At 43.4% G+C, this 26206-nt stretch carries 21 protein-coding genes; 13 read left to right on the top strand and 8 right to left on the bottom strand.

The features are described 5' to 3' along the window. Positions 1-87: 87 nt before the first annotated feature. The 5 genes from LCU_RS03065 to LCU_RS03045 all read left to right on the top strand — a co-directional run bounded on the left by LCU_RS03065 (position 88) and on the right by LCU_RS03045 (position 4226). Positions 88-615 (top strand): shikimate kinase, encoded by a 528-nt coding sequence (locus tag LCU_RS03065; protein ID WP_004270923.1) that lies wholly within the window; start codon positions 88-90, stop codon positions 613-615. 89 nt (positions 616-704) lie between these two features. After that, positions 705-1304, top strand: a complete 600-nt coding sequence (locus tag LCU_RS03060; protein ID WP_004270927.1) for a superoxide dismutase — start codon at positions 705-707, stop codon at positions 1302-1304. Positions 1305-1759: 455 nt separating this feature from the next. After that, complete coding sequence (locus LCU_RS03055; RefSeq protein WP_128486090.1) at positions 1760-2017, top strand: M60 family peptidase N-terminal accessory domain-containing protein; 258 nt, start codon at positions 1760-1762, stop codon at positions 2015-2017. Between the two features lie 53 nt (positions 2018-2070). Beyond that, a protein-coding gene (locus tag LCU_RS03050; RefSeq protein WP_128486089.1) for an IS3-like element IS1520 family transposase occupies positions 2071-3140 on the top strand; the annotation gives its coding sequence in 2 pieces (ribosomal slippage) (positions 2071-2287 and positions 2287-3140; 1071 coding nt in all). Between the two features lie 249 nt (positions 3141-3389). After that, a complete protein-coding gene (locus tag LCU_RS03045; protein WP_054644456.1) occupies positions 3390-4226 on the top strand; it encodes a hypothetical protein in 837 nt (278 codons plus the stop codon). Positions 4227-4270: 44 nt separating this feature from the next. On the opposite strand, the gene LCU_RS03040 is transcribed toward LCU_RS03045, so the two are convergent. Further along, positions 4271-5707: a C69 family dipeptidase gene (locus tag LCU_RS03040; RefSeq protein ID WP_054644457.1), complete on the bottom strand. Its 1437-nt coding sequence runs from the start codon at positions 5705-5707 to the stop codon at positions 4271-4273. 109 nt (positions 5708-5816) lie between these two features. Between LCU_RS03040 and LCU_RS03035 the strand changes: the two genes are divergently transcribed. Continuing rightward, positions 5817-6029 (top strand): 2-hydroxymuconate tautomerase, encoded by a 213-nt coding sequence (locus LCU_RS03035; RefSeq protein WP_301289936.1) that lies wholly within the window; start codon positions 5817-5819, stop codon positions 6027-6029. A gap of 290 nt (positions 6030-6319) precedes the next feature. Here LCU_RS03035 and LCU_RS03030 read toward each other — a convergent pair whose 3' ends face one another. After that, entirely contained in the window at positions 6320-7126 is an 807-nt protein-coding gene (locus tag LCU_RS03030) for a Cof-type HAD-IIB family hydrolase (RefSeq protein ID WP_004270926.1), read from the bottom strand. 152 nt (positions 7127-7278) lie between these two features. Between LCU_RS03030 and LCU_RS03025 the strand changes: the two genes are divergently transcribed. From LCU_RS03025 to LCU_RS03015, 3 genes are all read left to right on the top strand, one after another. Further along, positions 7279-7614, top strand: coding sequence for a metal-sulfur cluster assembly factor (locus tag LCU_RS03025; protein ID WP_004270916.1), 336 nt, complete (start codon positions 7279-7281; stop codon positions 7612-7614). A gap of 78 nt (positions 7615-7692) precedes the next feature. Continuing rightward, the gene (locus LCU_RS03020; RefSeq protein WP_056966192.1) at positions 7693-8475 is read left to right on the top strand and encodes a class I SAM-dependent methyltransferase; all 783 of its coding nucleotides are present in this window, start codon (positions 7693-7695) and stop codon (positions 8473-8475) included. A gap of 23 nt (positions 8476-8498) precedes the next feature. Next, positions 8499-9467 carry a hypothetical protein gene (locus tag LCU_RS03015; protein WP_056966190.1) on the top strand — a complete coding sequence of 323 codons (969 nt, stop codon included), beginning with the start codon at positions 8499-8501 and terminating at the stop codon, positions 9465-9467. Between the two features lie 364 nt (positions 9468-9831). On the opposite strand, the gene LCU_RS03005 is transcribed toward LCU_RS03015, so the two are convergent. Then, positions 9832-10047, bottom strand: a complete 216-nt coding sequence (locus tag LCU_RS03005; RefSeq protein WP_004271286.1) for a helix-turn-helix transcriptional regulator — start codon at positions 10045-10047, stop codon at positions 9832-9834. 106 nt (positions 10048-10153) lie between these two features. After that, on the bottom strand, positions 10154-10522 hold the full coding sequence (locus tag LCU_RS03000) for a winged helix-turn-helix transcriptional regulator (RefSeq protein WP_004271289.1): 369 nt from the start codon (positions 10520-10522) through the stop codon (positions 10154-10156). A gap of 147 nt (positions 10523-10669) precedes the next feature. Between LCU_RS03000 and LCU_RS02995 the strand changes: the two genes are divergently transcribed. Further along, positions 10670-11686: a zinc-binding alcohol dehydrogenase family protein gene (locus LCU_RS02995; RefSeq protein WP_004271287.1), complete on the top strand. Its 1017-nt coding sequence runs from the start codon at positions 10670-10672 to the stop codon at positions 11684-11686. A gap of 51 nt (positions 11687-11737) precedes the next feature. On the opposite strand, the gene fni is transcribed toward LCU_RS02995, so the two are convergent. From fni to mvk, 4 genes are read right to left on the bottom strand one after another with little or no spacing between them, the layout of a single operon-like run. Continuing rightward, complete coding sequence (gene fni / locus LCU_RS02990) at positions 11738-12787, bottom strand: type 2 isopentenyl-diphosphate Delta-isomerase (protein ID WP_054644462.1); 1050 nt, start codon at positions 12785-12787, stop codon at positions 11738-11740. Between the two features lie 10 nt (positions 12788-12797). Beyond that, a complete protein-coding gene (locus tag LCU_RS02985; protein ID WP_056966195.1) occupies positions 12798-13868 on the bottom strand; it encodes a phosphomevalonate kinase in 1071 nt (356 codons plus the stop codon). 36 nt (positions 13869-13904) lie between these two features. Then, on the bottom strand, positions 13905-14879 hold the full coding sequence (gene mvaD / locus LCU_RS02980) for a diphosphomevalonate decarboxylase (RefSeq protein ID WP_056966188.1): 975 nt from the start codon (positions 14877-14879) through the stop codon (positions 13905-13907). A gap of 20 nt (positions 14880-14899) precedes the next feature. Next, complete coding sequence (mvk, locus tag LCU_RS02975; RefSeq protein WP_035186511.1) at positions 14900-15838, bottom strand: mevalonate kinase; 939 nt, start codon at positions 15836-15838, stop codon at positions 14900-14902. 202 nt (positions 15839-16040) lie between these two features. Here mvk and LCU_RS02970 point away from each other — a divergent pair, with 202 nt between their 5' ends. The 3 genes from LCU_RS02970 (at position 16041) to LCU_RS02960 (ending at position 26191) form a co-directional block, all read left to right on the top strand. After that, a complete protein-coding gene (locus tag LCU_RS02970; protein WP_056966186.1) occupies positions 16041-19580 on the top strand; it encodes a PD-(D/E)XK nuclease family protein in 3540 nt (1179 codons plus the stop codon). Beyond that, positions 19573-23289, top strand: a complete 3717-nt coding sequence (gene addA, locus LCU_RS02965; RefSeq protein ID WP_056966184.1) for a helicase-exonuclease AddAB subunit AddA — start codon at positions 19573-19575, stop codon at positions 23287-23289. Before LCU_RS02970 ends, addA begins: the two co-directional genes overlap by 8 nt. 64 nt (positions 23290-23353) lie before the next feature. After that, positions 23354-26191, top strand: a complete 2838-nt coding sequence (locus LCU_RS02960) for a helicase C-terminal domain-containing protein (protein ID WP_056966182.1) — start codon at positions 23354-23356, stop codon at positions 26189-26191. The last annotated feature ends 15 nt before the right edge of the window (positions 26192-26206 follow it).

The raw sequence follows: 26206 nt of genomic DNA, 5'->3' as shown, positions 1-26206 counted from the left end.
TAAAGAGTGTTTAACTGACCGTATGTGCGGAGCAGTCTTGGAACCAACAATATATTTGAAATAGAACCATAGGGGTTGATTGACTAGATGCAACTGATTTTAATCGGTTTTATGGGGTCTGGTAAAACGACCATTGCTCGCAAAGTTGCACATCATTACCATTGTGACTGGATTGATTTGGATCGCTACATCATGCAAGAACAGCAAATGACGATTAACGAAATCTTTGCCGAAAAAGGGCAGGCTGCATTTCGACAAATGGAATTTGAGGCCTTACAGACATTGATCCAACACGATGGGATTATCGCAACCGGCGGCGGGGTCGTGGATGATGCTCAGACGCGCCATTTACTTGAACAGAGTCATATCCCCATTTTTTTCCTAAATGGGAGTTATGAAGCACATTGGCGCCGCGTTTCGCGCAATGATCGGCGGCCACTTGTGAATCAATTGGGCCACGATGGTTTACGCGAACTGTATCACGAACGACGACCAAAGTATTATCGGCTTGCGGACTACACCATTTTTTTCCAACATAAGACACCGAACATGATGTTGGCAGAAATCGATACGCAGCTACCCAGGATTCAAAAAAAGTTGGCTAATAAACATTAGTCAGCTTTTTTCAATGGTCGTAGAATCATATTATTCGCTTTTTAACGCCATAGACTTGTATGATGAGGTTATAACAAGGAGGGTGAACAATGACATTTAAATTACCAACACTACCTTATGAATATGTGGCCTTAGAGCCGTATATCGATTCTGAAACAATGCATCTGCATCATGACAAACATCATAAGACTTATGTAACAAAACTCAACGCGGCGCTAGCCAAGCACCCCGATTTAGCAGGTAAATCATTACATGATTTGTTAACACACATCGATGATTTACCTGAGAATCTTCAAACACCTGTCCGCAATAATGCTGGGGGCCATGCCAATCATAGTTTCTTCTGGCGAATTCTAACACCGAATGCGCCAGAAGCACCAACGGGGGAATTACTCGAACGGATTGAAGCCCGCTTTGGGAAGTTTAAGACGTTCCAAGAAGCATTCACCGAAGCTGCCCTTGGTGTATTTGGCTCTGGCTGGGCATGGCTTGTTATCGATCAAAATGGTGAACTACAAATCATGACAACGCCTAATCAAGATTCACCACTTATGAGTCGTAATCGACCACTACTTGGACTTGACGTTTGGGAACATGCGTACTACCTGAAATACCAGAATAACCGGATTGATTACATCGAAAACTTTTGGAAGATGATCAATTGGCCATTGGTAGCGGAATTACTTTAATAAGGGTGTTCATTATAATACATTTATAACTGAATAAAATAAGACCCATCACTTAATAAGTGGTGGGTCTTATTTTATTTTACACAATTGTAAACACTGTCATCACAATTATAGAGCGATTTATTCTTAAATGTAATAGTTGTAGTTATCATTATTGACATTTTTAATATTAATAGAATAATTATAGAAATCATTAGGGTTTTTTAATAGACAATTTTCAGCAGTCCATGCTAATCTGAATATGTTATAAAAATAATAATACTTTTAGGGGATGAGACTATCAAGAATGTAATCGGAATTTTAGCGTTAGGAATCCTAACAACTAGCACCATCAGTTCTATACAAACAGTTAAGGCTGAACCAAGTGACAATCACCAAAATTTAGCGAGTAGCGTGCTAGCAGATAGCCTCAAATCCAAGGGAGGCACCAGCAAACTCTAAAAGCACCACAAGAAATGAAAACCTATATTGGTCGTGGTGATGTTTTTAAAGAAAAAGACCGGCAACGCAGAACATTACGCTACTCAAGTTTAGAGCCTAGCGGTTTATACGCCCAAAAAGGGGATGTTTTGACAGTTGCTCAGGGGATGCAAGATTCATTATCTATCACAATTGGTTCGCCCGAACGAGAAAATCAAAAACAATATCCATTAACAAAGGGCATTACAACGATTACCGTTGAAAACGAGGGCCCGATTTATGGGCTCCTATGATGGAATTACGGACAAACTGTTCGATATAATACATCATAAAGGAGCTTTTTATTATGGCAATTAAATATTCAAATGAATTTAAAGAATCGATTGTTAGCTTAAGTCAGACTGGCCGTTCGGCCAACTCACTGGCTAAAGAATACAACGTCAGTGTTTCAACGGTCACTAAGTGGATTAAACAAGCTGATCCTAACAACACTAAAGTGCTATCATCAAATGAACGTGCTCTGATTAAAGAAAATAAACGGTTAAAAGAAGAACTTGATATTTTAAAACGAGCGGCGGTGCTCATGGCAAAAAGCTAATTATTAAAGGGCGTGCCCTCGTGTTAGAAGTCGTCAACGCTAATTTACTTGCTGGGCACCGCATTACGCGTATCTTATCAGTACTCAAAATTCCGCGCTCAACCTACTATGATTATCTACATTGGCAGCCAAGTAGAACTGAACGCCGCCGGCATTTAATTAAACAAGAAGTGTTAACGGCTTGGTTAAGATATCCAATGTATGGCTACCCACGATTAACGATCTTACTAAATCAACAGTCTGATATTCACGTTAGTCAGCGTCTGGTCTATCAACAAATGTGTGAATTAGGGATTAGATCTAGAATGGTTAAACGAATCAATAAGCCAACCACTCAGACTGATTATGATCAGCGACCAAACTTGATTAAGCAGTTAACTGATCAATCTGGTATTTTATTGACTGATATTACGTACATTCCCCTTAACCATACTTGGTGTTACCTAGCTAGTGTCTATAATCCAGTAACCCGACGGGTTATTGCTTACCAACTTAATACGCAGATGACTAAAGAACTAGCGACTAACGTTATTACCCAAGTCATGGCGCAAGCAGTTAAATCACAAATTATTCATAGTGATATGGGAAGCCAATACACAAGTGACTTATTTGAAAACACTTTATCGAAGTATGGTATCAAGCATTCTTACTCCCGAAAGGGTCAGCCCGGCGATAACGCGCGAATTGAAAGTTTTCATTCAATTTTGAAACGTGAATACGTTAATTTCCAAGATTTTAAGACAATTCATGAAGCAATCGCCGGAATTGATAACTATATTCGTTGGTATAACAGTGATCGTATTTCACTTGTAGCGTAGCTACAGGCTATTAAATTCAATAATGTTGGGGCTTATTTAGTATACTCTAAAGCGTTTTTAAAATCTGAACGGGACTAAAACTTCGGCCTCCGAAAATTAAATTAAGTAATTTAAATTGAAAGTCAAATTTGTTCGTACTTTTATGTCCGGATTCTTGACATAGGAGCCCAGCAAAATAAAAATGGTACTTTTAAACGATATGAACACTCAATTGATAGTATTGCACTTGAAGAAGAGTTATTAAACTATTTGAATGCATCAGAACCGATTGGTACAATTCTAACCCAAGCTAAACTAGATGCTCTCCGAAATCGAATTGATGCTCTTCCTTCTACTTTTGACTATAAAGAAAAACTCTTAGAACTATTTACAAAATTAGAAGACAAATACCTAGCTACATTAGTCAAAGATATTCAACTGGATTCACAATCAGCATTAGTGGTATCGTTTACTGATGAGAAGTTTAAAGACTATGCGAAAATTAAGGTACTTGTTGACGACCAACCAGTTGCAGAGGTCAAAAATGGTATCAGTAGTGGTGGTCAGCTCGACGATAATGTCTTAACAATTCCTAACCAAGCGGATGCACATGTTGTTACCGTAGTGGCTGAATTACCGCACAAGTCTTACATTCTCAAAATGATTAGTCAGGATATTCTTCTTCTGAAACGTCAAGTTGAAGCGTTATTTGAAACAAACGATCAGTTGAAATCTGAGGTCACACAAGACCTATTAGATCAATTACGAACACAAATTAACGCAGTTAAGGGCTCGGAAAAGACGATATTGACTCAAAGAATTAACCATGCACAGCAACTGTTCTTGAACACTTTAGTTGCTGACATGAGTGTTAAAAATAATAAAATCGTCGTTACCTTTGCTAACGAATTATTTAAGCATTATAAGATAGTCGTATTAGGAAACAACAGCTATCTGGCAGAAGTCACCAATGGCCAAAACTACTATGGTTCCCTAAATGGAAATGTATTTACTCCTTCTAAATCAGTTGTCCATGGACATCCTTATCGGGTAGAAGTTAGATACGCAAGTGGAACTTACAAGATTAGAGAGATGATTGCTGAGTAAATAAAATGGTCCCACATCAAAATACGATGTGGGACCATTTTTATCTATAAATTACTATCCGTTGTAAAGTTGAGTGGTGATAGGTTCGCGCTATCCGTAATCAGTTTTGCGGTGAGGCGTTCCATTTCGTGTTGTGCGAGTTGTGCAGCCTTAGCAGAACCTTTGGTCATCAACAGGGTTCGTTGGTGTGCATCAGTTTCAGCAGCAACCGCTTGATCAGTTGCCACGATGTTTTGAACCATCAAACTATTGATGTGTTTTTGCGTTTGTTCCAAGTCCTTGGCGAACTTGGCGTAGTGTGCATCCACCAAAATACCAGCTAATTTATAGGTCCAGTAGATCGAATCTTGACTGTAATCCTTTGTCCCTTTTTGGTAATTGACTGGGACGTCATCGGCACCGGCATAGAATGGGACGTAAACACTTTGCGCCGTGACACCCATTGATAACCAATGAATACCGCTAACATCAACCGGTAAGTTAGGGCGCATTTGGAGAATGTGTGATTCTTGCGTCTTTGCTAAACTAATTGGGCGGAAAGCATGTTTTTCTTGTGGTGTGCCGTGACCGATTGGATCGTAGACCGTGCCTTCATAATGCGAGCCTAGAATTCGCGCGACATCTTCGACTTGAATGGGCGCATCGGCTTGTCGTAAGAAGGGGAGGTTAAAGTCTTGAGGTTGTTGGGTGACAGATGGCGTTAACAATTTTTGACCGTACCAAACGCGCGGTGTGTTGTAAACAAGGTCACTTTGGTCTTTGGTCCCAAAGATATCGCGGAAGTTAAATGGCGTATCAGCTTGCCATAGGTGATTATCACGCGCAAAATCTTGAATCCCCTCTGAAGTCATGAACCAATCCGGTTGATCGAATTGCACTTCTTGAATCGCAAGTTGATTGGCAACCACGGCATAGCTATCATCCGGAATCCGTTGGGCAACCCAGTGATGTCCACTGCCGATTTCAAGATACCAGACCTCATCGACATCGGAAAAGAGAATCCCGTTACTTTCAGTGGTGCCGTATTCACTAACGATGGCGCCTAGCCGCGCAACACCTTCACGGGCCGTTTTCACGTAAGGTAAGACGACTGTAATCATGGCTTCTTCAGCAATCCCGTTGTCGATGTAGGGGTCAAAGCCGAGAGCGCGACTGTTGCTATAAGCACTTTCGGTGCCGCTCATCGCAACGCCGTATTCGTTAATGCCGTCTTCTTCGAATAGTCCATATTCATCGGTCCATTCGGGTGTCGCCGTGTATTTTGCGGCTTCAAGTGGTAAATCGATTGAAAAACCCGTGTCTTTTGAGACAAAGTGCGGGGCAGTCGTTAACTTTTGATGGGGATGCATGGTTAAATGTTTAGGCCAAGCTGCCTGGCTATCTTCGTTACGTGCGATTAAAGTTGAGCCGTCTGCAGTGGCTTTCTTACCAACTAAAACACTGGTACAGGCCGTCAATTGACGGTAAAGGGGTTCACTCATTGTAATGCCTCCATAGATAAATCAATATTAGCTATTATTATACATTCTTTTGCTTAAAAACACAGTAATTACCGTTGCTCAATTGCGTTAAAACAGGCATAATATAAGTATTCAATTAAAGGAGGCACCACACATGCCATTAGTACACATCGATTTAATCGCTGGCCGGAGCCAAGCACAATTAAAACAACTCTGTGCAGACGTCACAGAAGCAATCACTAAAAACACAGGCGCACCTGCAGAACACGTGCACGTTGTCCTAAACGAAATGCAACCAGACCGCTACTCAGTAGGCGGCGTGCTAAAGAGCGACGAAAAATAGAGTGCGACGTCAGATGGTCATACGCTGAGGATTAGTCTAATACCGTGAATGAGCGGCGTAGCCGATCGTTTGCGGTATGTAACTAACCGGAAGTGTATATCTGACGGAGCACGTTTCAGAATAGAGTGTGCAATAAGCCGGGTATCTTCTGAGGATTAGCCTAATCAGGCAGATTACCGACAAAATCGGTGATTTGACGGATGTAGCTAATCACAGAAAGTTAGCTTGAAAAGCACGTTTCATCCATCAAAAAAATCGATTCGACCAGAAATTGTCGAATCGCTTTTTCATTAATCCATCTTAAAATATTGCCGTAAATAATTGACCACACCATCTTGCGCATTCGTCAGTGGTGTGATGTCGTCTGCAATCGCCTTGATCGGTGCAATTGCGTTTTGCATCGCAACCCCGGTACCGGCATAGGCTAACATATCCAAATCATTACTTTCATCACCAAAGGCAATGATATCTGATTGATCAATGTCGTAGTGTGCCGCTAGTTTTGCGAGGCCGGTTGCTTTGTGAATCCCATGATGCACAATTTCTAAGACGCTAGCAGGACCACCCCAAGTGTTGACGGAAACGTCAGGGAATTGGCGCAGAATTTCAGCACGTAACGCATCTTGATCAGCGCGTTCCACAAAAACCGTGACGGCCGCTGGGTCTTGCCGAAGCGATTCGCGGGTTAAAATTTCATCGGACTTCAACGTTGTGGGGAAGAAAGAAAACGTGTTGGCATAAGCTTGATCAGCTAAAAACATCGTTTTACCTTCGGCGGCAATCATTTGAATCTTAAAGCGTTCTTTTAGTTGGAAGAGACTAAAGACAATGTCTTTATTAATCGTATATTGATATTCACCGGCCCAGGCTTGTCCCGGAATGTGCATTAAAGCCCCATTAAAGTTAACCATTGGCGACGTTAAACCTAATTGTTGGTAGAAAGGTTCACTCAAACGATTTGGGCGCCCTGTGACAATACTGACAATGTGGCCAGCGTTTTGTAATTCAGTTAAAGTTTGTTGCGTTTTAAGTGTAATTTGGGCATCTGAATTGAGGGTAGTCCCATCTAAATCCAGTGCAATCAATTTTTGATGCATAGCGGCGCCTCCTTTTAAAAACGTGTTTGGTTAAAACACGATATGTCTTTTTATTCTAGGGGGTATGCGGATTGTTGTCAATGATCGTCAGTTGTAACTGGTCGGTTGAACCAGTATAATAGAGCTATTAGAGTGACCAGGAGGCAGGACACATGGCAGACCAACCACAAGATGATGCAGCAATTGAAGACTTAAAGGAACGGATTCTAGCCGCGCTCGAGACCGTGATTGATCCAGAACTCGGGATTGACATTGTGAATCTCGGCTTGGTTTACGGTTTAAACCTGGATGAAAATGGCTTATGTACGATTGATATGACCCTTACAACGATGGGCTGTCCCTTAACCGATGTTTTAACGGATTCGATTCATCAAGCAATGGGCAAAATTCCAGAAGTCAATGAAGTTAAAGTCAATCTCGTCTGGTACCCAGCGTGGGATACCAGCAAGATGTCCCGTTATGCACGCATTGCACTCGGGATTCGTTAAAACGTTCGATTTGGCCTTCCGATTGGGAAGGTTTTTCTAATCGTTTAAGAGAAACTTATATTAGAAACGGAATCCATTATGATACAGTTAAGTTATCCAGAGAAATTGCGCCAGAGTCAACGTTTTTTTGCAACCGTCCCAGCCATTCAAGTACAAATTCATGCTGTTTTAACTAGTTTATTGCAGATTGAACAGGACGGCTTGCCCATACATAATTTACCCGTTTTGGGAATTGATGAATCTCTGTATTTAGAAATATTACTCCAGGCTGAACAGGGGGCTTTTAGCGCCGCTAGTGTGGCTGAGGTTCAACGTCAGTTACAGTTAATCGACCACTTACTGCACAATTACCGTGAATATTTGCAAAATCGCTTTGGCATGTGGGCCTATATCACTACAGATTTGACGGCGGCGATTGTCCGCGAGTTTCCCAATTGGCGTTTTCTAGAAGTCATGGCTGGTAACGGCTATTTAAGTGCTGGTTTACGGCAGGCAGGCGCTGATGTGATTTGTACCGATAGTTTAGCCTGGACTGCCGAGAATGAAACAGGGCGCCAATTAGTCACGTCAGTGGCAGCTCTTGACGCCAAACAAGCGGTCCCAAAATATGGTCCGCAAGTCGATGCAGTCTTAATGTCCTGGTCACCCAACGGCGTCCCAGTTGATTATGAATTGCTGCAACAACTTCGTGCAATGCCAAATGCCCCCGTTTTGTTGTGCTTAGGCGAACGTTTTGGCGCCACGAATAGTCACGCCTTTTGGACGGCGGCCCATTATCACAACGACGCCCGTTTATCACGGATTAACCGTTACTTACGCCCATTCGATTTAATGCGTGATCGGTTTTACTGGATTCAATAGTCTGCTTTAAAGGAGGGCCCACTGTGCGCCTGAAAAAAATAATATTAGATTGTTTACTAGTTGGTTTAACAGTTCTAGGCATGTTAACGATTAGCCAACGTGCAAAAACTAACTATAGCCAACGCTTAAATCACAATAGTTTATCAGAAAATGCTGTGATTTTTAATTCTAAGAGTCAACAGTCGATTCAAAAAACCATTCAAAAAATTGATGCCGCGAAATTAAGCCATTTTCAAATTCAATTCAACGTTGATTCCCGGTTCTCATATGTCTATGCGAAAGGGAAGTTATCGAGTGTCCCATTAAAAGACGGCCGGTTCTTCTCCAGTTACGATTTCAAATCACAGATTCCAGTCGTCGTTGCTGGTCAATCACGACTTGCTGAACTCTACAAACCAGCTAGTCAAGCGTATTATCAAGATCATGGTCGCTACTTATCCGTGATTGGCGTTGTCGGTACGAATCAGACAACTACGCTTGATCAGCACATTTTTGTATCCACGTCACCAGAATTTGTATTAAATGATCGCCCACTGAATAAAGTCACCGTATTGGTTGATGGTCCGCAGATGGGAGCGCATCTGAAAACTTACCAAAAGATTTTCAAAACGACTAAGCACAGTTATTTAACACCGAAGACGACGCCGTTAGTCGGCGTCAACTGGCTCCGTCAAAATGCGGGTGTAATCGCGGTAATTGCCGTCCTCATGATCATCGCGGTCGGTTTCACTTATTTATTTAGCCAAGTTATCAATGGTTATCACGCACAAAAAGGGCTCAGCACTGGTTTATATCGTAAATTCCGCGTGGCACAAACCCAAATTTTTGCGCTGCACCTAGTTGTTAGCTCAATCATTGGCTTCTCAATTGGTAGTTGGTTCTTTTACCTAACGGGTCGAACAGCGATTTTTATTGGATTGATGATCATTGATCTCATCTTAATCGGTATCTTTTATTATTTAATTCCAAAAGGACGAAAAACAACATATTAAAAAAACGGTTTAGTCATTAGATTGACTAAACCGTTTTTTTTTAAGGGTTAAACTTTACGCCGTGGTTCAATAAAAACAGCGCATGCGCCACTGATAAATACAAGACTGAATAGAGTTGTAAACCAATCTCGAACTGCTGTTAAGCGGTCTGGCACAAAAGTCATAAATAAAATCATCGATAATAAACACGCTGCAAACATCGTTTTAAAAACGCGATACATAATAAGCTGTGAGCGTTCATCCGAACGTCCAATTCTAGTTATACCATAGTAGAAAAACAGAATTGAAATGATGATTAATCCGATTGCCACACCAGCGATTACATGGGCATTTTGATTTAAAAAGTGTAGTAGGGGCCATATTGTTACGCCTCCCGATAAGTGAATAGAACGTCAATTGGTACATCAAAAAATCGTGCGAGCTTAAAGGCTAAAATCAAACTAGGTGAGTAGTTGCCTTTTTCCATTGCATAGATGGTTTGCTTGGAAACACCAACCGCTTGACCTAATTTTTCTTGAGAAAGATGTTGGAGTACTCGGTATTCATAGACTTTATTTTCGACATAATTCGTTTCTTTCAATATGCACCACTTCATTATCAAAGTTTACTTATACTTTTAACAACTATATTTTTACATTATCCAAGTTAATTTGTCAAGTGCTTTAGCGAATATCCAAATTTAGGCATTACTGCAAATTACAGTATCCAACATCCTGTTGTGCAACCTGATTATAATAAGTTCCCCAAGTTGCCATTGCGTCAATCACGGGACTTAGTGTTTGACCAAATTCAGAGAGTTGATATTCAGTCTTTAACGGCCGGAGACTAATCACCGTTTTAGTAATCACATGATCCGCAATTAATTCTTCCAGCTGTAGGGCTAACATGCGGCGCGAACAATCGGGTAAAGCGCGCGTCAAATCACCAAAATGGAGATCCGAATGTTGCAAAAGTTGATAAATAATCACACTTTTCCATTTACCGGAGATAATTTGAAGCGTGCTTTCAACCGGACAGCCCGCCTGACAATCATAAATGTGCCGTTCTTGAACCATGAAATAGCCTCCTTTGATACCGCCATTATAGTCCGCTAGCAGTCATTTGCCTAGTGAAAACAATGTAACTAGTTACATTCGATACACGATTGTTACGGGGCAATTAATGTTTTAGACTAATGGTGAATAAGAAAGAAGGCATTTTTAATGCAAGCAATTGGTTTTACCAAACATTTACCGATTACAAATGAAGAAAGTTTAATGGCTTTTAATCTCCCCAGTCCCAAACCAAAACCACACGATTTATGCGTACAAGTGACCGCTGTTTCAGTTAACCCTGTAGATGTTGGCGTTCGAAAAGGGGGTAGAGGACAATCAAAAACGCCCCGTATTCTTGGCTGGGACGCTGTTGGGATTGTCACAGGAATTGGCAATGCCGTCACGTTATTTAAACCGGGTGATCGTGTCTTTTATGTTGGGGACTTTAAACGACCAGGTAGTAATAGCGAATATCAATTAGTGGATGAACGAATCGTCGCAAAAGCACCGCAGAATTTAACGGACGCGCAAGCTGCCGCGATGCCGCTCACAGCGCTGACGGCTTGGGAAGCTTTATTTGAGAAATTACACATTGATTTTGAAGATCGAACCACTAATCATGATCAAACCATCCTAATCATTAATGGGGCAGGTGGGGTTGGTTCGATCGCCACCCAACTGGCACATTTGGCCGGATTGCACGTGATTGCGACTGCCTCCCGTCCGGAAACGCAAAAGTGGGCGCTGGCCCATGGTGCGGATCAAGTCGTTAACCATCATCAATCACTCATTGAACAGGTGCACGCACTCGGCTATCAAACGGTCGATTATATATTAGAGTTGAATAACATCGATCAACACTGGGAGAGTATGGCGCGCCTGATTAAGCCCAATGGCCGCATCGCTTCAATCACTGAAAATCATCGCCCGGTCGATTTACAAAAATTAACTAAAAAACGGGTCGAGTTCGCTTGGGAGTGGGTTTTCTCAAAGACCTACTATCAAACAACGGATTTAGCGAGTCAAGGCATTATCTTAGGACAGATTGCAACCTTATTGGAACAAAACAAATTGCAATCAACCCTGACAAAGTGCTTAAGCCCAATTTCAGCAGCCAACTTACGGCAAGCGCATCAACTGGTCGAAACGAACCAAATGATTGGCAAAGTCGTAGTTGCTAATTAAGCAATCAAATAAAGCCCGGTAGAAGAAATCCTTCTACCGGGCTTTTGCTGCTTAAAATGTTATGTGCCGTTCATTCAAATAATGCCGTAATTCAGGCGAGAGAATAATTGGCGCCTTTTGGAGCGCTTGAATATCGCGTGCGCCAAGCATTGCCATAATCTCTTGAATCTGCGCTTGCCAAGTGAGCAAGTTTTCCGCCATTTGTGTCGGGCCTTCTTTTAAAACCATGTGCAAGAATTGACCGGAAATCCCAACAGCACTGGCACCAAGTCGAAGTGCTTTAACGATATCTAGGGGATTCCGAATCCCACCTGAAGCGAGGATATTGACGTCATTTTGGAAAGCGCGTGATTCAAAGAGCGATTCGACCGTTGATTGGCCCCAATCAGCTAAGTAATCGTAGGCTTTATCATGACGCCGTTCGTTTTCGATTGTGACAAAGTTGGTCCCGCCACGGCCAGAAACATCGATGAATTGCACACCGATTTGCTTGAGTTGCGCGATTGTATCAGCACTCATCCCAAAACCAACTTCTTTCACGATAACGGGCACACCAACATTGGCGACAATGTTAGCAATCTCGTCTAACCAGTAGAAATCTTGATCACCTTCAGGCATGACAATTTCTTGTGGCGTGTTGACGTGAATTTCTAGGGCATTGGCTTGGGTCATTGCAACGGCTTGCTTAGCCACATTCAAATCATTACCAGCACCAATATTAGCGAGTACAAACCCGTGGGGATTGAATTCGCGAATCACGCTAAATGTATCCGCTAGTGACGGATCTTTAATGGCTACCGATTGGGAGCCAGTTGCCATTGGTAGGTTGGTAATTTGGGCGACTTGCGCTAATTGTGCGTTAATTTTCTTTGTCTGCTGACTACCACCGGTCATGCCGTTGATATAAAAGGGACTGGCCCGGTTAGTCCCGGCAAAATCGGTACTGATATCCACGTCGGATACCGCAATTTCGGGTAAGCTTTGATGGATAAACCGAATTCCATCAAAGTCATTGATGGCATCACCATGGTGGAATTTTTCCGCTAAAAAGACATGTTCATCTTTCCGATGAGATTGAATGGATTGTTTGGGTCTGACCATGGGTAAGCTCCTAATCTACGAGGTGAACTGCAAGGTTCAATCGTTCAATTTGATTGGCCCGCCATTGTTCAAAGAGGGCCTCTGTTTCGATAGCGCGATCAATAATGACAATCCCACAATCACCACCGCCAGCACCAGATGTTTTGGCAGCACCGCCGATTGTCTCGGCTAATGCGCCCATTTTCTGTAATATTGGCGTTTCAATAGCGACGTGACTGAAGTGAGCGAGATCTTGTAAAATGGCACGATTGTGGCGTAATTCAGCTTGGATCTGGGCTAAATCATTACGACGAAACCCTTCGACCATCGCTTCTAAGCAAGCTTTGCTAGCTGCGAGGAAGTTTTGATAATCGGCTTGCCGTTCTGTTTTAGCAAGGGCAATTTTATCCACCAAGTGCGAGGTTGAAGCGGGCGACCCCGTCCAACCAATCAAGAGTGACAACTCTGCTGGCGGTGTTAATAATTCGATTGAAAGACTAGGCCATGGCATTTCGAGCAGCTCCGTTAGACTAACAGTTGGTCGAATGTCAGCAAGCCATTGTTTATCAAATGACCGATAAGCGACCCAGCCACCAAAAACACTAGCAGCAATGTCGCCTAAAGAACCGTTGCCCTGCACATCTAAATGCGCAATAGCAGCAAGTTTATACAATTGGTCGTTTGATAGTGATAATTCATAAAAGGCGCAGAGAGCTTTTACCGTTGCAACGGTTACGGCGGCTGAACTGCCTAAACCGTATTTTTTACCATCAGCAGAGTCTAAATCACTATTTACCCGTAGGTGGTAGACGCGCAGTGTCTTACCCGCTTGACGTGCGTATTGTTCCGTTAAGCGAATCGCGGACAAAATATAATGGAAGGGATTATCGCGGTTATCAAAAACCATTTCATCACCTTGTCGTTGCCAATAAAGGGAATTTTCTTGGTATTGTTTAGACACAATACTCCCATATTCATGACTCTCTTCAATTGTGACTGTCACAAATTGATTTAAAGCCACGATAATAGCCGGAAAACCTGTTTCTACTACTGCGTATTCGCCAGCAATATACAGCTTTCCGGGCGCTTTAGCCGTTATCAAACCATCAGAACCTTTCACGTTTAACTTAAATTTGCATTATCGATAGCTCACACCAGGACCTGGTTTAGCAACAAGGAGTTGTTCAGGACTAAAATAGGGCGCAAGCGCCGCTAAAATCTGAGGTGTTTCCTGACTGGTACAAATCACTTTCACGTTTGGACCAGCATCCATAGTATAATAGCAAGAAACACCCTGTTGGCGCAAGGTCTGCACGACTTTAATTGCTTGTAGGGTTTCAGGTTCAAAATAGGTGAAAGGTGGGACGGCACTAAGGGTTGTCGCATGCATCTGCATCGCACTTTGTTCTGCTAATTGCCCCACCAAATTTATATCTTTCTTAACGATTGCGGCCTTCATTGCCGGAATTGCGGCTTGAGCGGTTTCAACCCATGCTGGGTAGTAGGGCGACGTGGCCACCGTATTCGCCATCCCAGCACGACTGGCGATGGCTTTTTGACGATCATTTAAGACAATCGCAATCATCTGGATGTCCCAATCAACTGTTTCTTGAACGGGAACAGCGTATGAATCCAAATCATTGGTCCCACGTTGCCATTCCACAAAACCACCATAAATCGAGCGGGTTGCAGAGCCAGAACCACGGCGGGCTAATCTCGAAAGATCCCGATCGTTAAGTTCAAGCCCAGCTGCACGACTACCTGCAGCAGCTAATGCCGCATAACCGGAAGCAGAAGAGGCCAACCCAGCAGCATTGGGGACATGATTAATGGTTTCCACAGCAGCAAATAAAGGCAGATGCGCCTGTTTTCGAATTAAATCGAGAAACTGACTCATCTGCGTACTAGTTTTGGTATCCGCAATGGCACCATTAAAGCTAATTTGGTCAGCAGTCAAATCAGTTGAAAAGCGGACCGTTGTATCTGTATAAAAATGATCTAGCGTCATTGAAAGACTACTGTTATACGGAATAATCAATTCCGGATTTTGTTTTCCCCAATACTTAATGAGCGCAATATTCGTATGTGCTCTGGCTGTAATTGATTGTCCCATAGTAATACTCCTAATTTTTTTTAAAGTGCGTGTAGTGGTTGAATCCAAGTTTTGATGGCACCAGCTGCTGATAAGGCTTGTGCCAAATCATCCGCAGCACTTTGCGTAGCGGCCAGGGCGATAATGCAGCCACCACGGCCACCACCCGTTAACTTAGTGCCCAAACTACCGGTCTGATTAGCCACATCAATCAAATGATCAACACGGGCATTGCTGACACCGAGTGCCCGCAAATCAAGTTGAGCACGGTTGAGGTTCGCGCCAAGTACCGTTAATTCGTTTTGGGCAATATTTCTTGCGACTTGTTGCGTTAGATAACCCAAATGGTCAATTAAGGGTTGCGTTTGTTCTGGATTGGACATCATTTGATTCTGAACGCTTTTGACGGCGGCACCTGTTTGCCCCTTTTGACCGCTGTCGGCGATTACGAGATACCCTTTTAAATTAATGGGTAGGGGTTGAAGCGGCTGCCCTTTGACAAACCATAATGGTGTAGTTGCGCCGGTTGTCGCGGCGTCAATCCCGCTTGGATTACCGTGGATTAAATTTTCGGAGAGCGCGGCTAGCTTTAGCAGCCGTTGTTGACTGAGCTCTTGATGATAAGTCGCAAATAACGCTCGAATGATGGCGACGGCCGTTGCGGCTGAAGAACCCATCCCGCGTTCGGGCGGTAAGTCACTTTCAATCGTCAATTCAAACGGGGTTAAGTTCGGATCTAATGCATGCCACAGTTGTTCAATTAACCGGCGAATGCCTTGCATCTGACCAACAGCCTGTTCTAGAGGACCATTGTAATAAGTACTCTTAATTTGCGGTGTCTGGAGTGCCGGCTCGAGAGTTACCGTTACCCGCGCTTGAACCGCAAAGATGGGGAGGGCAATCGCAGGTTGTCCATAAACGACAGCGTGTTCCCCAATTAAAATAATTTTCGCATGACTTTGGCCAACACCAGTCTGCATACAATCACCCTTAATCTCTTTTTCTGACTTGAAGATACCCTTACTACTATACTGCAAAACAAAAATGACCGCCACATAAATCAAATTGGGCACAGGTTAATGGGTTTCCTATTATACCCGCTTTTTACCAACGGACTAGCCGGATTTTATCCCAATCACTTGTCTATCTATGGTAAAATGACGCCAAAGGAGTGTGGGCGCCATGAGCTTAAAATTTATTATTGGTACAGCTAGTTATGACCACCATCAAACACTAGTCAAGCAACTACAAACAGACCTTAAGGCCACCAACACGGACCGCTTTTTTTATTTGGTCCCGAATCATATCAAATTTGAATCTGAAGTCGCACTTTTAAATGACCTAAAAACCCCTGGAAGTGAGTATGTCGCAACCTCACGCGTCCAAGTCTTCTCATTAAGTCGATTAGCTTGGTATTTCATAAAAAATACCCCGTACTACCAGATTCCGCGGATTTCAACCGCCGGGTTAAACATCCTTGTCTACCGCCTCTTGCAAGAACATGCAGAAGAACTCAGCTTATTTGGTGGGGAAGTCAATCAAACAGGCTTTGTTGCTCAATTAACGAGCCAACTATTGGAACTTAAAGTGGGCTGTATTACACCCGATGAGCTAACTGAGATTGCGGCCCAGCTAGCGCCCGAAGAAGTCGAACTGACTACTAAATTGCGGGAAATAACCATTATTGCCACGGCGTTTGAAGCCGCTATGCAAAAGCAATTCATCGAAAATACGACGTTAATTGATGCCTTAACTGATTATTTAAAAAAACAAGACTTACACGATTGTCATTTCTATATCGAAGGTTTCGCACAATTCACGGCTCAAGAACAAGCGCTAGTCGCCGTCTTAATGCAGCAAGCAAGCTTAACCGTAGCCTTAATTACCGACTATGTTAATTACCAACAACCACCGGAAAAACTCAGCTTCTTTTATCAAGCTGAGCGTACGTATTATCAATTATACCAACAGGCCAAGCAAAATCACATTCCCATCATGACTGATCAGATTGCCACTAACCAGCGGGTTTCACCAACGTTACTCGCGCTTGATCGGTACTGGGTTGCTTCTGAAAACCACGGTCAGATCCCAACAGCACCAGAAATCGATTCGACGCAACTTCAAGTGATCGGTGCCGAAAATCGGTATACCGAATTACGGTATGTTGCCCGTGAAATTCGTCGTTTAGTCCAAACCGGCCACTATCGCTACCGAGACTTCTTGATTATGACTCGGCATTTAGCCCCTTATGAAACAATGATTGCGCCGATTTTTACAGAATACGAAGTGCCGTACTTCTGCGATTTACCGGAAACAATGGCGGCCCATCCACTTGTTGCGATGTTGGCAGCGTTGTTTGATGTGAAAGAGCATTACTACCGCTATGAAGATGTAATGGCGCTTTTGAAGACGGAGCTTTTAATACCAGATGACTATCAATCAGTCGCTGAATTCCGGGCTGATCTTGATTTGTGTGAAAATCTGATTTTAAAAAGTGGGTATGAAGGGTATGATTGGTTAAGCGCAGCCGATTGGCAATATTATCGGTTCGGTTCCTTCCAAGATGGTGTTCGAACAACAGAAGATGAAGTGCTCACGGAACGGATCAATCGGATTCGGCATTATGTTCAATCCGTATTACCACCATTTTATAAACGGTTAGACAGTGCCAAAACAGGGCGCGATGCCGCTAAAGTGCTCTATCAATTCTTAATCGAACAAGGTGTCGATCGACAATTGTTAAATTGGCGGGACCAAGCACTCGCAGCCAATCAAATTGCCTTAGCTGGCCAACCGGAACAGACATGGCAAACATTTATGACGATGTTGGATGAATATGTGACGTTATTAGGCGACCAACCTTTCGAACTAAAGGGCTTTTGGGATTTACTAGCGGCCGGGTTTAATACGGCGCAATATGCGCAAATTCCATCGACACTCGACCAGGTCGTTTTATCTGAATCAGGGATGGTGCAGACTAAACGCCGCAAAATTACCTTTATGATTGGTGCGACCGATCAAGTGATGCCTGATCAGATTGAAACCAGCGCCTTATTATCCGACCATGATCGGCAACTATTAACCGATCGGTTCAATTCAGAACAATTCTTAACTGATCCAAGTGCTAGTCAGATGAGCTTTGAACCTTATCTGAACTACTTGGCCTTTTTAAGTGGTACTGAAGGATTGTATTTCACTTATCCATTGAATAATGGGGAAGGGGCGAACTACACGGTATCCCCCTATGTCGACCGGATTAAAAACTACTTCCATTTAACCGAGCAACGCGTTCTAGCAGAAGTCATTCCGACAAGTACAGCGCCAATTACGGGTTCTTGGCGTAGTTTGTTAAGCGATTTGATTCAAGTTGCGCGACAAGCACAAGCGACGCAAACACTAATTCCTGACCAATGGCAGACTGTTTATCGTTTATTACAACAATTTCCTGTTAGTCACTACTTAACCAATCAACTCCTTCAAAGTCTGGCGTACCATAACCAACCCGTTGCACTGACAAGCGATATTGTCACTGGGTTATATGGCAATGAAATCCATACGTCGATCTCGAAATTAGAAGAGTTCTATCAAAATCAATACGCTTATTTCTTAAAATACGGCTTAAAACTGAACGAGCGCCCAATTTTTGAACTGACACCTGCAAATACCGGTGATTTCTACCACCAAGTCTTAGATCAATTTATCAAGATGATTCAAGCCCAACGCTTAGTCTTACCCGATCTCGATAATCAACAAATCGATGCATTGACGGATGAAATCTTACAAAAAGCGTATGAACAACCAGAATTTAAGATCCTCAATAAATCAGCGCGAATGGGCTACATTCGCCAACAATTGAGTCAAACAATTAAACGCGTCAGCCGGACATTGCGCGATCAGAGTCAACGAACGAACTTAAAACCGTTGGCAACCGAAGTCTTATTCGGCCAAGTTGGTGCCCAACAAGGATTAGCTGGTCTAGAATTCGAATTACCCAATCAACGTCGGGTTAAGGTGCGGGGAAAAATTGACCGGATCGATCAACTGACATTAAACGACCAAGCCTACCTGGGAATTGTTGATTACAAATCCAGTCAACACAGCTTTAGCTTCCGCGATGCATACTATGGTTTGGCATTGCAAATGTTGACATACCTTGAAACTGTCTTGCAAGATCAAGCAGCAATTTTACCAGCGCAAAGCAAGGTAAAACCAGCCGGGGCCTTTTATCTGCACCTTCAAAACCCAACAATGTCATTGAAGCAACTGAACAAACAAAAACTCGCTCAACTACAAAAAGGCGAACTCGATCAATTATTACTGGATCAATTTAAGTATGATGGCTTAATTTTAAACGATGAGACCTTACTCGAAAACTTGGATACAGCTTTAGAAAGTGGCTATTCACCACTGTTTAACTTCAATCGTCCAAAGAGTGGGGCATTCAAATCGAAACAACTGGTCACCCTTGATGAGTTACAGCAATTAATTGCCCATAACGATCAACTAATCAAAGCAGCGGGGGAAGCGATTTTTGCTGGCAAAAATGCTTTGAATCCGATTATGCGGCCCGACCGCACGAATGCACTCACAATGTCGCCATATAAATCGATTTTCCAATTCGATGCGATGTTACCAGAAAATAATTATCGCCAATTAAGTGCGCTTGATAATCAAGCCGTCTTAGCCAAAATTATGAACTCGGAGGAAGAACGACATGAGTGATCGCCGATTTACACCAACCCAACAAGCAGCCGTTGATCACGCGGGGCATGATATCCTCGTTTCTGCCTCGGCGGGCTCCGGGAAGACAACCGTTTTAGTTGAACGCGTGATTCAAAAAATCTTGAATGGCACTGATGTGGATTCACTATTGGTAGTGACGTTTACCGAAGCCGCCGCATCCGAAATGCGCCAACGGATTCAAACGGCACTGCGAAAAAAAGCAAGCGAGGCAACCGACAAAGCGGTGCAACAACGCTTACGGCAGCAACTCAGCCTAGTCCCGACCGCACAAATCAGCACGTTGCATGCGTTTTGCTTACAAGTCATTAAACATTTCTACTACGTGATTAAGTTAGATCCCGCGTTTCGGTTATTAAGTGATACTGCGGAACATCTCTTATTAGAGGATCAAGTTTGGCAACGCGTTCGCGAAGAACATTACCAGTCAAACGACGCCTTATTTTATGATTTAGCGCAAAATTTTTCGAACGATCGCAACGATGATGGGCTAACTAACATTGTTTTCGAACTGTTTAACTTCTCTGGTGCCAATCCAGCGCCCGATGAATGGTTACAATCTCTAACCGCCCCTTACGAGGTACCAGAGACTGGCCTAACAACCAGTGCTTATTTCAAAACAACGATTCTGCCAAAGTTAGAAGCGACCTTGGCAACCTGTTTAAAAGACTTGGCACTCGCCAACGAACTAAGTCAAACAAACGAGAAATTTGCGGTATACTTGCCAACTATCGCAACGGCACAAGCAGCACTAACTGCCATTCAAGCCAACGCGGCCACTTTAAGTTGGGCGCAGTGGCGCACACAATTGACCGACGCCCAATTGGGACCCGCCAAACGAACTAAGAAATTAGAACCCGATGAACAATATGACAAGGACCGGATCAAAAACGCCCTCGATAATGTCAAAGGGGCACTAAACGATCTTTTAACAACCTATTTTGTCTTTGACGAAGCACAAACCAGTCAGATTCAACGGCGCGCTGGTGAGTTAGTCGGTAAGTTAGTGACGGTTACCCGCGATTTTAAGCAAGCCTTCCAAGCTGAGAAGAAACGCCGCTATTTACTAGATTTTGGCGATTTAGAACATTTCTGTTTGGATATTTTGGCCGGTGACACTCCGGAATCAGAGGCAGCACGAACGTTCTATCAAAATAAATTCAGTGAAATCCTGGTTGATGAATATCAAGATACAAACCAGTTACAAGAAACAATCATTCAAACTATCGCTAGTCAAGCACCCCGCAACGTCTTCATGGTGGGGGATGTTAAACAATCCATCTATGCCTTTCGATTAGCTGATCCGAGTTTGTTCCTCGGTAAGTACGACGAATTCACCAAGCCAGATAACGATAGTGAACGCATTATTCTCGCAGAAAACTTCCGTTCACGGCGTAATATCGATGATTTCGTCAACTTAGTCTTTAAACAAATCATGGACCGCCAATTAGGGCAGCTAGATTACGATCACAACGCTGAATTGCAATATGGTGCGACTTATTATCCTGACGATCAACCAACTCAGCCAACTGAATTACTTTTATACGAAACAAAACCGACTGATGAAGAATCAACGGGCAAGCTTGATAAAGCTGAAGGTCAGATTGCATCAGTTGCACAGCGAATTAAACGAATGATTGATAATCAAGAAACCATCTGGGATCGGGATACGCAAGAAATCCGGCCAATTCGCTATCAAGATATTGTCTTATTGACGCCAACGCGCAACAACAACCTAATCATTCTTGATTATTTCCAACGGTTCGGCTTACCGATTGTCATTAGTGATGCGCAGAATTATTTCCAAACAACGGAAATTCAAATCATGCTATCTTTCTTGAAAATTATTGATAATCCCAATCAAGATATTCCACTGGTTAGCGTGCTTCGGTCACCAATTGTCGGTATGAACGAAAATGAACTCGCATTAATCCGGATTAATGATAAAACGGATGACTATTACCAAGCCGTTTTTAATTATCTTGATCAGTTCGAAGCACAAAAATCCGGCCAACTCGGCCAACAAGTCTTCGAAAAATTAACGCATTTCCAAACCTTATTAAATGAGTTACGAGCCATTGCACGTCAACGGCCACTCGTTTATTTAATCTGGACAATTTACCAAAAGACCGGCTTTTTAGATTACGCCGGTGGGATGCCAGCAGGTCGCCAACGCCAAGCAAACTTGCACGCACTCTATGAACGCGCTGCGACTTACGAAGCAAACGGCTTTAAAGGGCTCTTCCAGTTCATCCAATTTATCGAACGTTTGCAAAAACAAGATAAGGATTTAGCCCAACCAACCAGTCTCGCCAATCAAGATGCCATCTCTGTGATGACGATTCATGGGAGTAAAGGCTTAGAATTCCCGGTGGTCTTTCTAATGGATGCCAATCATCAATTTAACGAGCAAGACTTGCGCCAAAATTACGTGCTCGATGATCAATCGGGACTCGGAATTGTTTACTTAGACGCGAAAAAACGGTTAAAGATTCCAACACTACCAGAATTAACCATCACGACCCAAAAACGGCAAAAGTTACGCGCTGAAGAAATGCGAAAACTCTATGTTGCTTTAACGCGTGCCGAGCAACGGCTGATTATCGCGGGCAGTTGTGATAACCAAGCGAAACTATTTGCAACTTGGCAAAAAGGACAGCAAAATCCTGATCTGCGGTTGGACGCTTCTGTTCGTCAAGCTAGCACGAACTTACTAGATTGGATTGGATTGAGCTTAATTCGTCATCCGCAAGCCCGTGATTGGACCGAAGAGGGGACACCATTCCTACCTCTGAGCGATGACGCAACTGAATTTAATTTAACGTTTACAAGTGAAACGCGCCTTGGCGAATTACCAGGTGCTTTACACCATGATCAAGATTGGAGCCAGCAACAACAAGTGGCACTCAAGGCGGTCGATTTAACAACTGATTTAGCCAACGGGATTCAAGACCAGCTAACATTCAGTTATCCAGCAAAAGGCGCCACCGAAACGACAGCTTACCAGTCTGTTTCAGAAGTGAAACGGCTCTTTGAAGATCCCGACAATGATCAGTTGGGGCAATTACGCTTTGACGCTGATACACCGCAACAAACCCATCGTTACGTGACCGATGAACTACCTCAACCACAATTCATGCAGACTGTTCGAAAAGCGAGTCCGGCTGAAATTGGAACGGCGACGCATCTGGTCTTACAAGAAATCGATTTAACCCAACCAGTAACGATCGATCGGGTGCAAAGTGTCATCGACCAACTTGTTTTACAAAAAAGCCTCACTGCCAATGTTGCACAACAAATTAAAGTTGCTGCTATCATGACATTCTTCGAGAGCGAGTTGGGTCAGCAACTGTTAGCTGAACCAGCGCAAGTTCATCGGGAAGTCCCATTTTCACTATTGTTACCGGCTGCATCCTTATTCGCCGGTTTACGCCCAGAAGATCAAGACAATGTCTTAATCCATGGGATTATGGATGGTTATGTAACCACGGATACCGACTGTATTTTGTTCGACTATAAGACTGATTTTGTGAACCCAGCTGATCCAGAAGCTGCCATTGAGGCGATTAAAGCGCGGTATGCCGGCCAAATTAACCTATACAGTGCCGCGTTGACGCAAATTGCTAACCGGCCGGTAACCGCTAAATATCTCTATCTATTGTCGATTGGCCAACTAGTCGCTATTAACTAGACTGGTTTCTACGCGTCATTCATAGTATGATTGATATAATAATGAGTAAAGTATTGGTGACAGCATGAACCAAGAGACAATTTACGCCGTCGTTGATTTAGAAACGACTGGCACAAACATTAAAGAAGGGGACCGCATTATTCAATTCGGATGCGCCCTCATTCAAAACGGCAAAATCATTCAGACGATTTCGCAAGATGTTAATCCGCTTCGCGACGTACCGACTAAAATTCAACATTTGACGCATATCACTGCTGATCAACTCGAATTAGCACCGATTTTCGAAGATTTAGCGCCAACGTTAGTTGAACTCTTATCCGGTACTGTTTTCGTGGCCCATAATATTAACTTTGACTTACCTTTTTTAAATGGCGAATTAGAACGCGTGGGGCAACCGCCACTTGATTTGCCGGGCATCGATACTGTTGAACTGGCTCAGATCGTATTGCCGGAAGCACCGAGCTATCGATTACAAGACCTCACACAGTTACTCGCCATCGAACATGACAATCCTCATCAAGCTGACAGCGATGCCTTGGTAACGGCTAAATTATTCTTAAAATTAATGGCACGGCTGAAGACCCTGCCATTAGTTACCCTAGAACGTCTTAGTGCGTTAGGCGCGGGCTTGTTACGTCAAACAGGGGATTTCTTCACAGCGATTGCCGAGCAGATGCATGCGCAATCGAGACCGCTGCCGAACGATCTCTTAATTCGTGAAAACATTGCCCTACGAAAACCAGCCGAGGAATCATTTGAAATCTATCCGGGATCTAACTTTGCGGCTGATTATCCAGTGGAAGAAGCTGATAAAAAACGATTATTAAAACCCCACTTGAAATGGCGTAAAGCGCAAGCTGCCATGATGGATATGATTCACGATAATTTCGAATCTGAGGCACCTGAACCACTATTAATTGAAGCAGCCACCGGGTTAGGGAAGACCATCGGGTATTTACTCCCCTATAGTTATCGCATGACGCCTGAACACAAATTAGTGGTTGCAACATCGACAACGCTGCTACAGGATCAGATTTTAACGCAGGCCAGACCGCTTCTTGAAAAATTAGTAGGTCGCCAAATTAATGCCGAAATCGTTAAGAGTCCGCGTCACTATTTGGATTTGCATCGCTTTGAATTATCGCTCCGTTTACCACATAAGAATCGGATGGTGCGGTTGCTTCAGATGAAAATCTTAGTTTGGCTAACCCAAACAACAACGGGGGATTTGGATGAACTCAATTTAACGAGTTACCAAACACCATTTTTCAATAACGTGCAACACCGGGGATTAACAAGTCTGCAACCACAAGCGCCGTTTTATCAAGATGATTTCTTACGTCGCCTGCATAAGCGCCAGCAACAAGCCGAATTACTCGTCACCAACCACGCCTACCTGGCAGAGCACGCGAATGATCACCAAACCTGGGGTGCGCGACCATACTTGGTCTTAGATGAAGCACAAAATATGATTTTCAATGTTCAAAAAATTGCGCAACAAGATTGGTCACTTTCACGTTGGCAACTTTGGTCTCAAAAAGGGTTGCAATATACGGATCCGGAACAGGCCAATAATAATTTAGCCCGGCTTTTCCCGAAAAAATCACCGCAAGCCCGCTCGTTACGGTTAGTGCATAAAAACTTAACCAAGTTAGGCCGAACCATCAGTGACTTAGAGACATACCTAACCACAGCGTTTGAACTACCGCAACCAGAAGCGCATCAAGCGTTTAGTGAACGTTATTTGAATCCAGATGAAGTGGTTCAATTTGTCACCGCTTGTCATAATCAATTCGACCAACTGAACCGCCAACTGTTGACCATTCAAGATCATTTTCTCGCGTTGCGTTACTGGCTTGAACAGCGGTTAGAACAATATACAGAGGGGGATTTGGGGATTTGGCAGTCATTTGAAAACGAAATCAACCTATTGTTGGCGGATGTTGAAGCCTATCAACGGTTTGAGCAATTATTCATTGCGACGAAACCGCAGGAACAACACGCGTTAATGATTCAGATGACACAGCCTAAACAACCTAGTCAGTTACCACAGTTTAAGCTCCAGTGGCAATTGCTTTCAGCTGGTCCGCAAATGCAACAGATCCTCGCGCACTTTGAACCAGTCACCTTGACTGGCGCAACCCTTGCGGTTAATGGGCACTTCGATTATTTGAAACGTGAACTTGGTTTTACCGAAGCGCAACCACTAGCGACTAAGAAATTACGCAGTCCATTCCGCTTCAAGCAACAGGCGCGCTTTTTTATCGCTGAAGATGGTCCTAGTCAAAAGAATTTAGCCCCCAATGAGTACCATCATTCAGTTGCTGAACAGCTATTAACGTTATTAGTTGGCAATCCGCATCAGGCGTTAGTCCTCTTTAATTCTAATCAGGCGTTAGAACAAGTGTATTATGCGCTTGGCCGCGCCGGTTTATCGCTTGATCGTGAGATTCTTGCCCAAGGGATTACGGGTAGTGCGGAGAAAATTACCAAGCGCTTTATGCTGGGGCACGATTCAATCTTGTTGGCGACAAGCAGTTTCATTGCTGGTGTTGATTTTCCGGAATCAGCACTGGAATTAGTGGTGCTTGTTCAATTACCATTTGATGCGCCGAATGCACTGCAGACACGAATTCGTTACGCTCAACTTTCTGCCCAAGGAATTAATCCATTTAAAGCAGAGGCTTTACCCAAAGCAACGATTAAACTACGCCAAGCATTTGGGCGCTTAATCAGAACCCCTAACGATCGCGGCGTCTTCATTTGTTTAGATCCCCGGTTATTATCGACCCAATATGGGCAACAAATGCGCCGCGCGTTACCGACAAGTTTGCCCCAAAAAGCAGCGTCGGTTAAAATAATCCGGGAATTAACCGACTTGTTTTGGTTAAATTCCCACTAAGATTCGGTTTTAAGC

The organism is Latilactobacillus curvatus JCM 1096 = DSM 20019, assembly GCF_004101845.1.
GTDB classification, from domain to species: Bacteria; Bacillota; Bacilli; order Lactobacillales; family Lactobacillaceae; genus Latilactobacillus; species Latilactobacillus curvatus.
The sequence above is the reverse complement of the archived record's forward strand: the minus strand, read 5'-3'. Positions and strand labels throughout refer to the sequence as shown.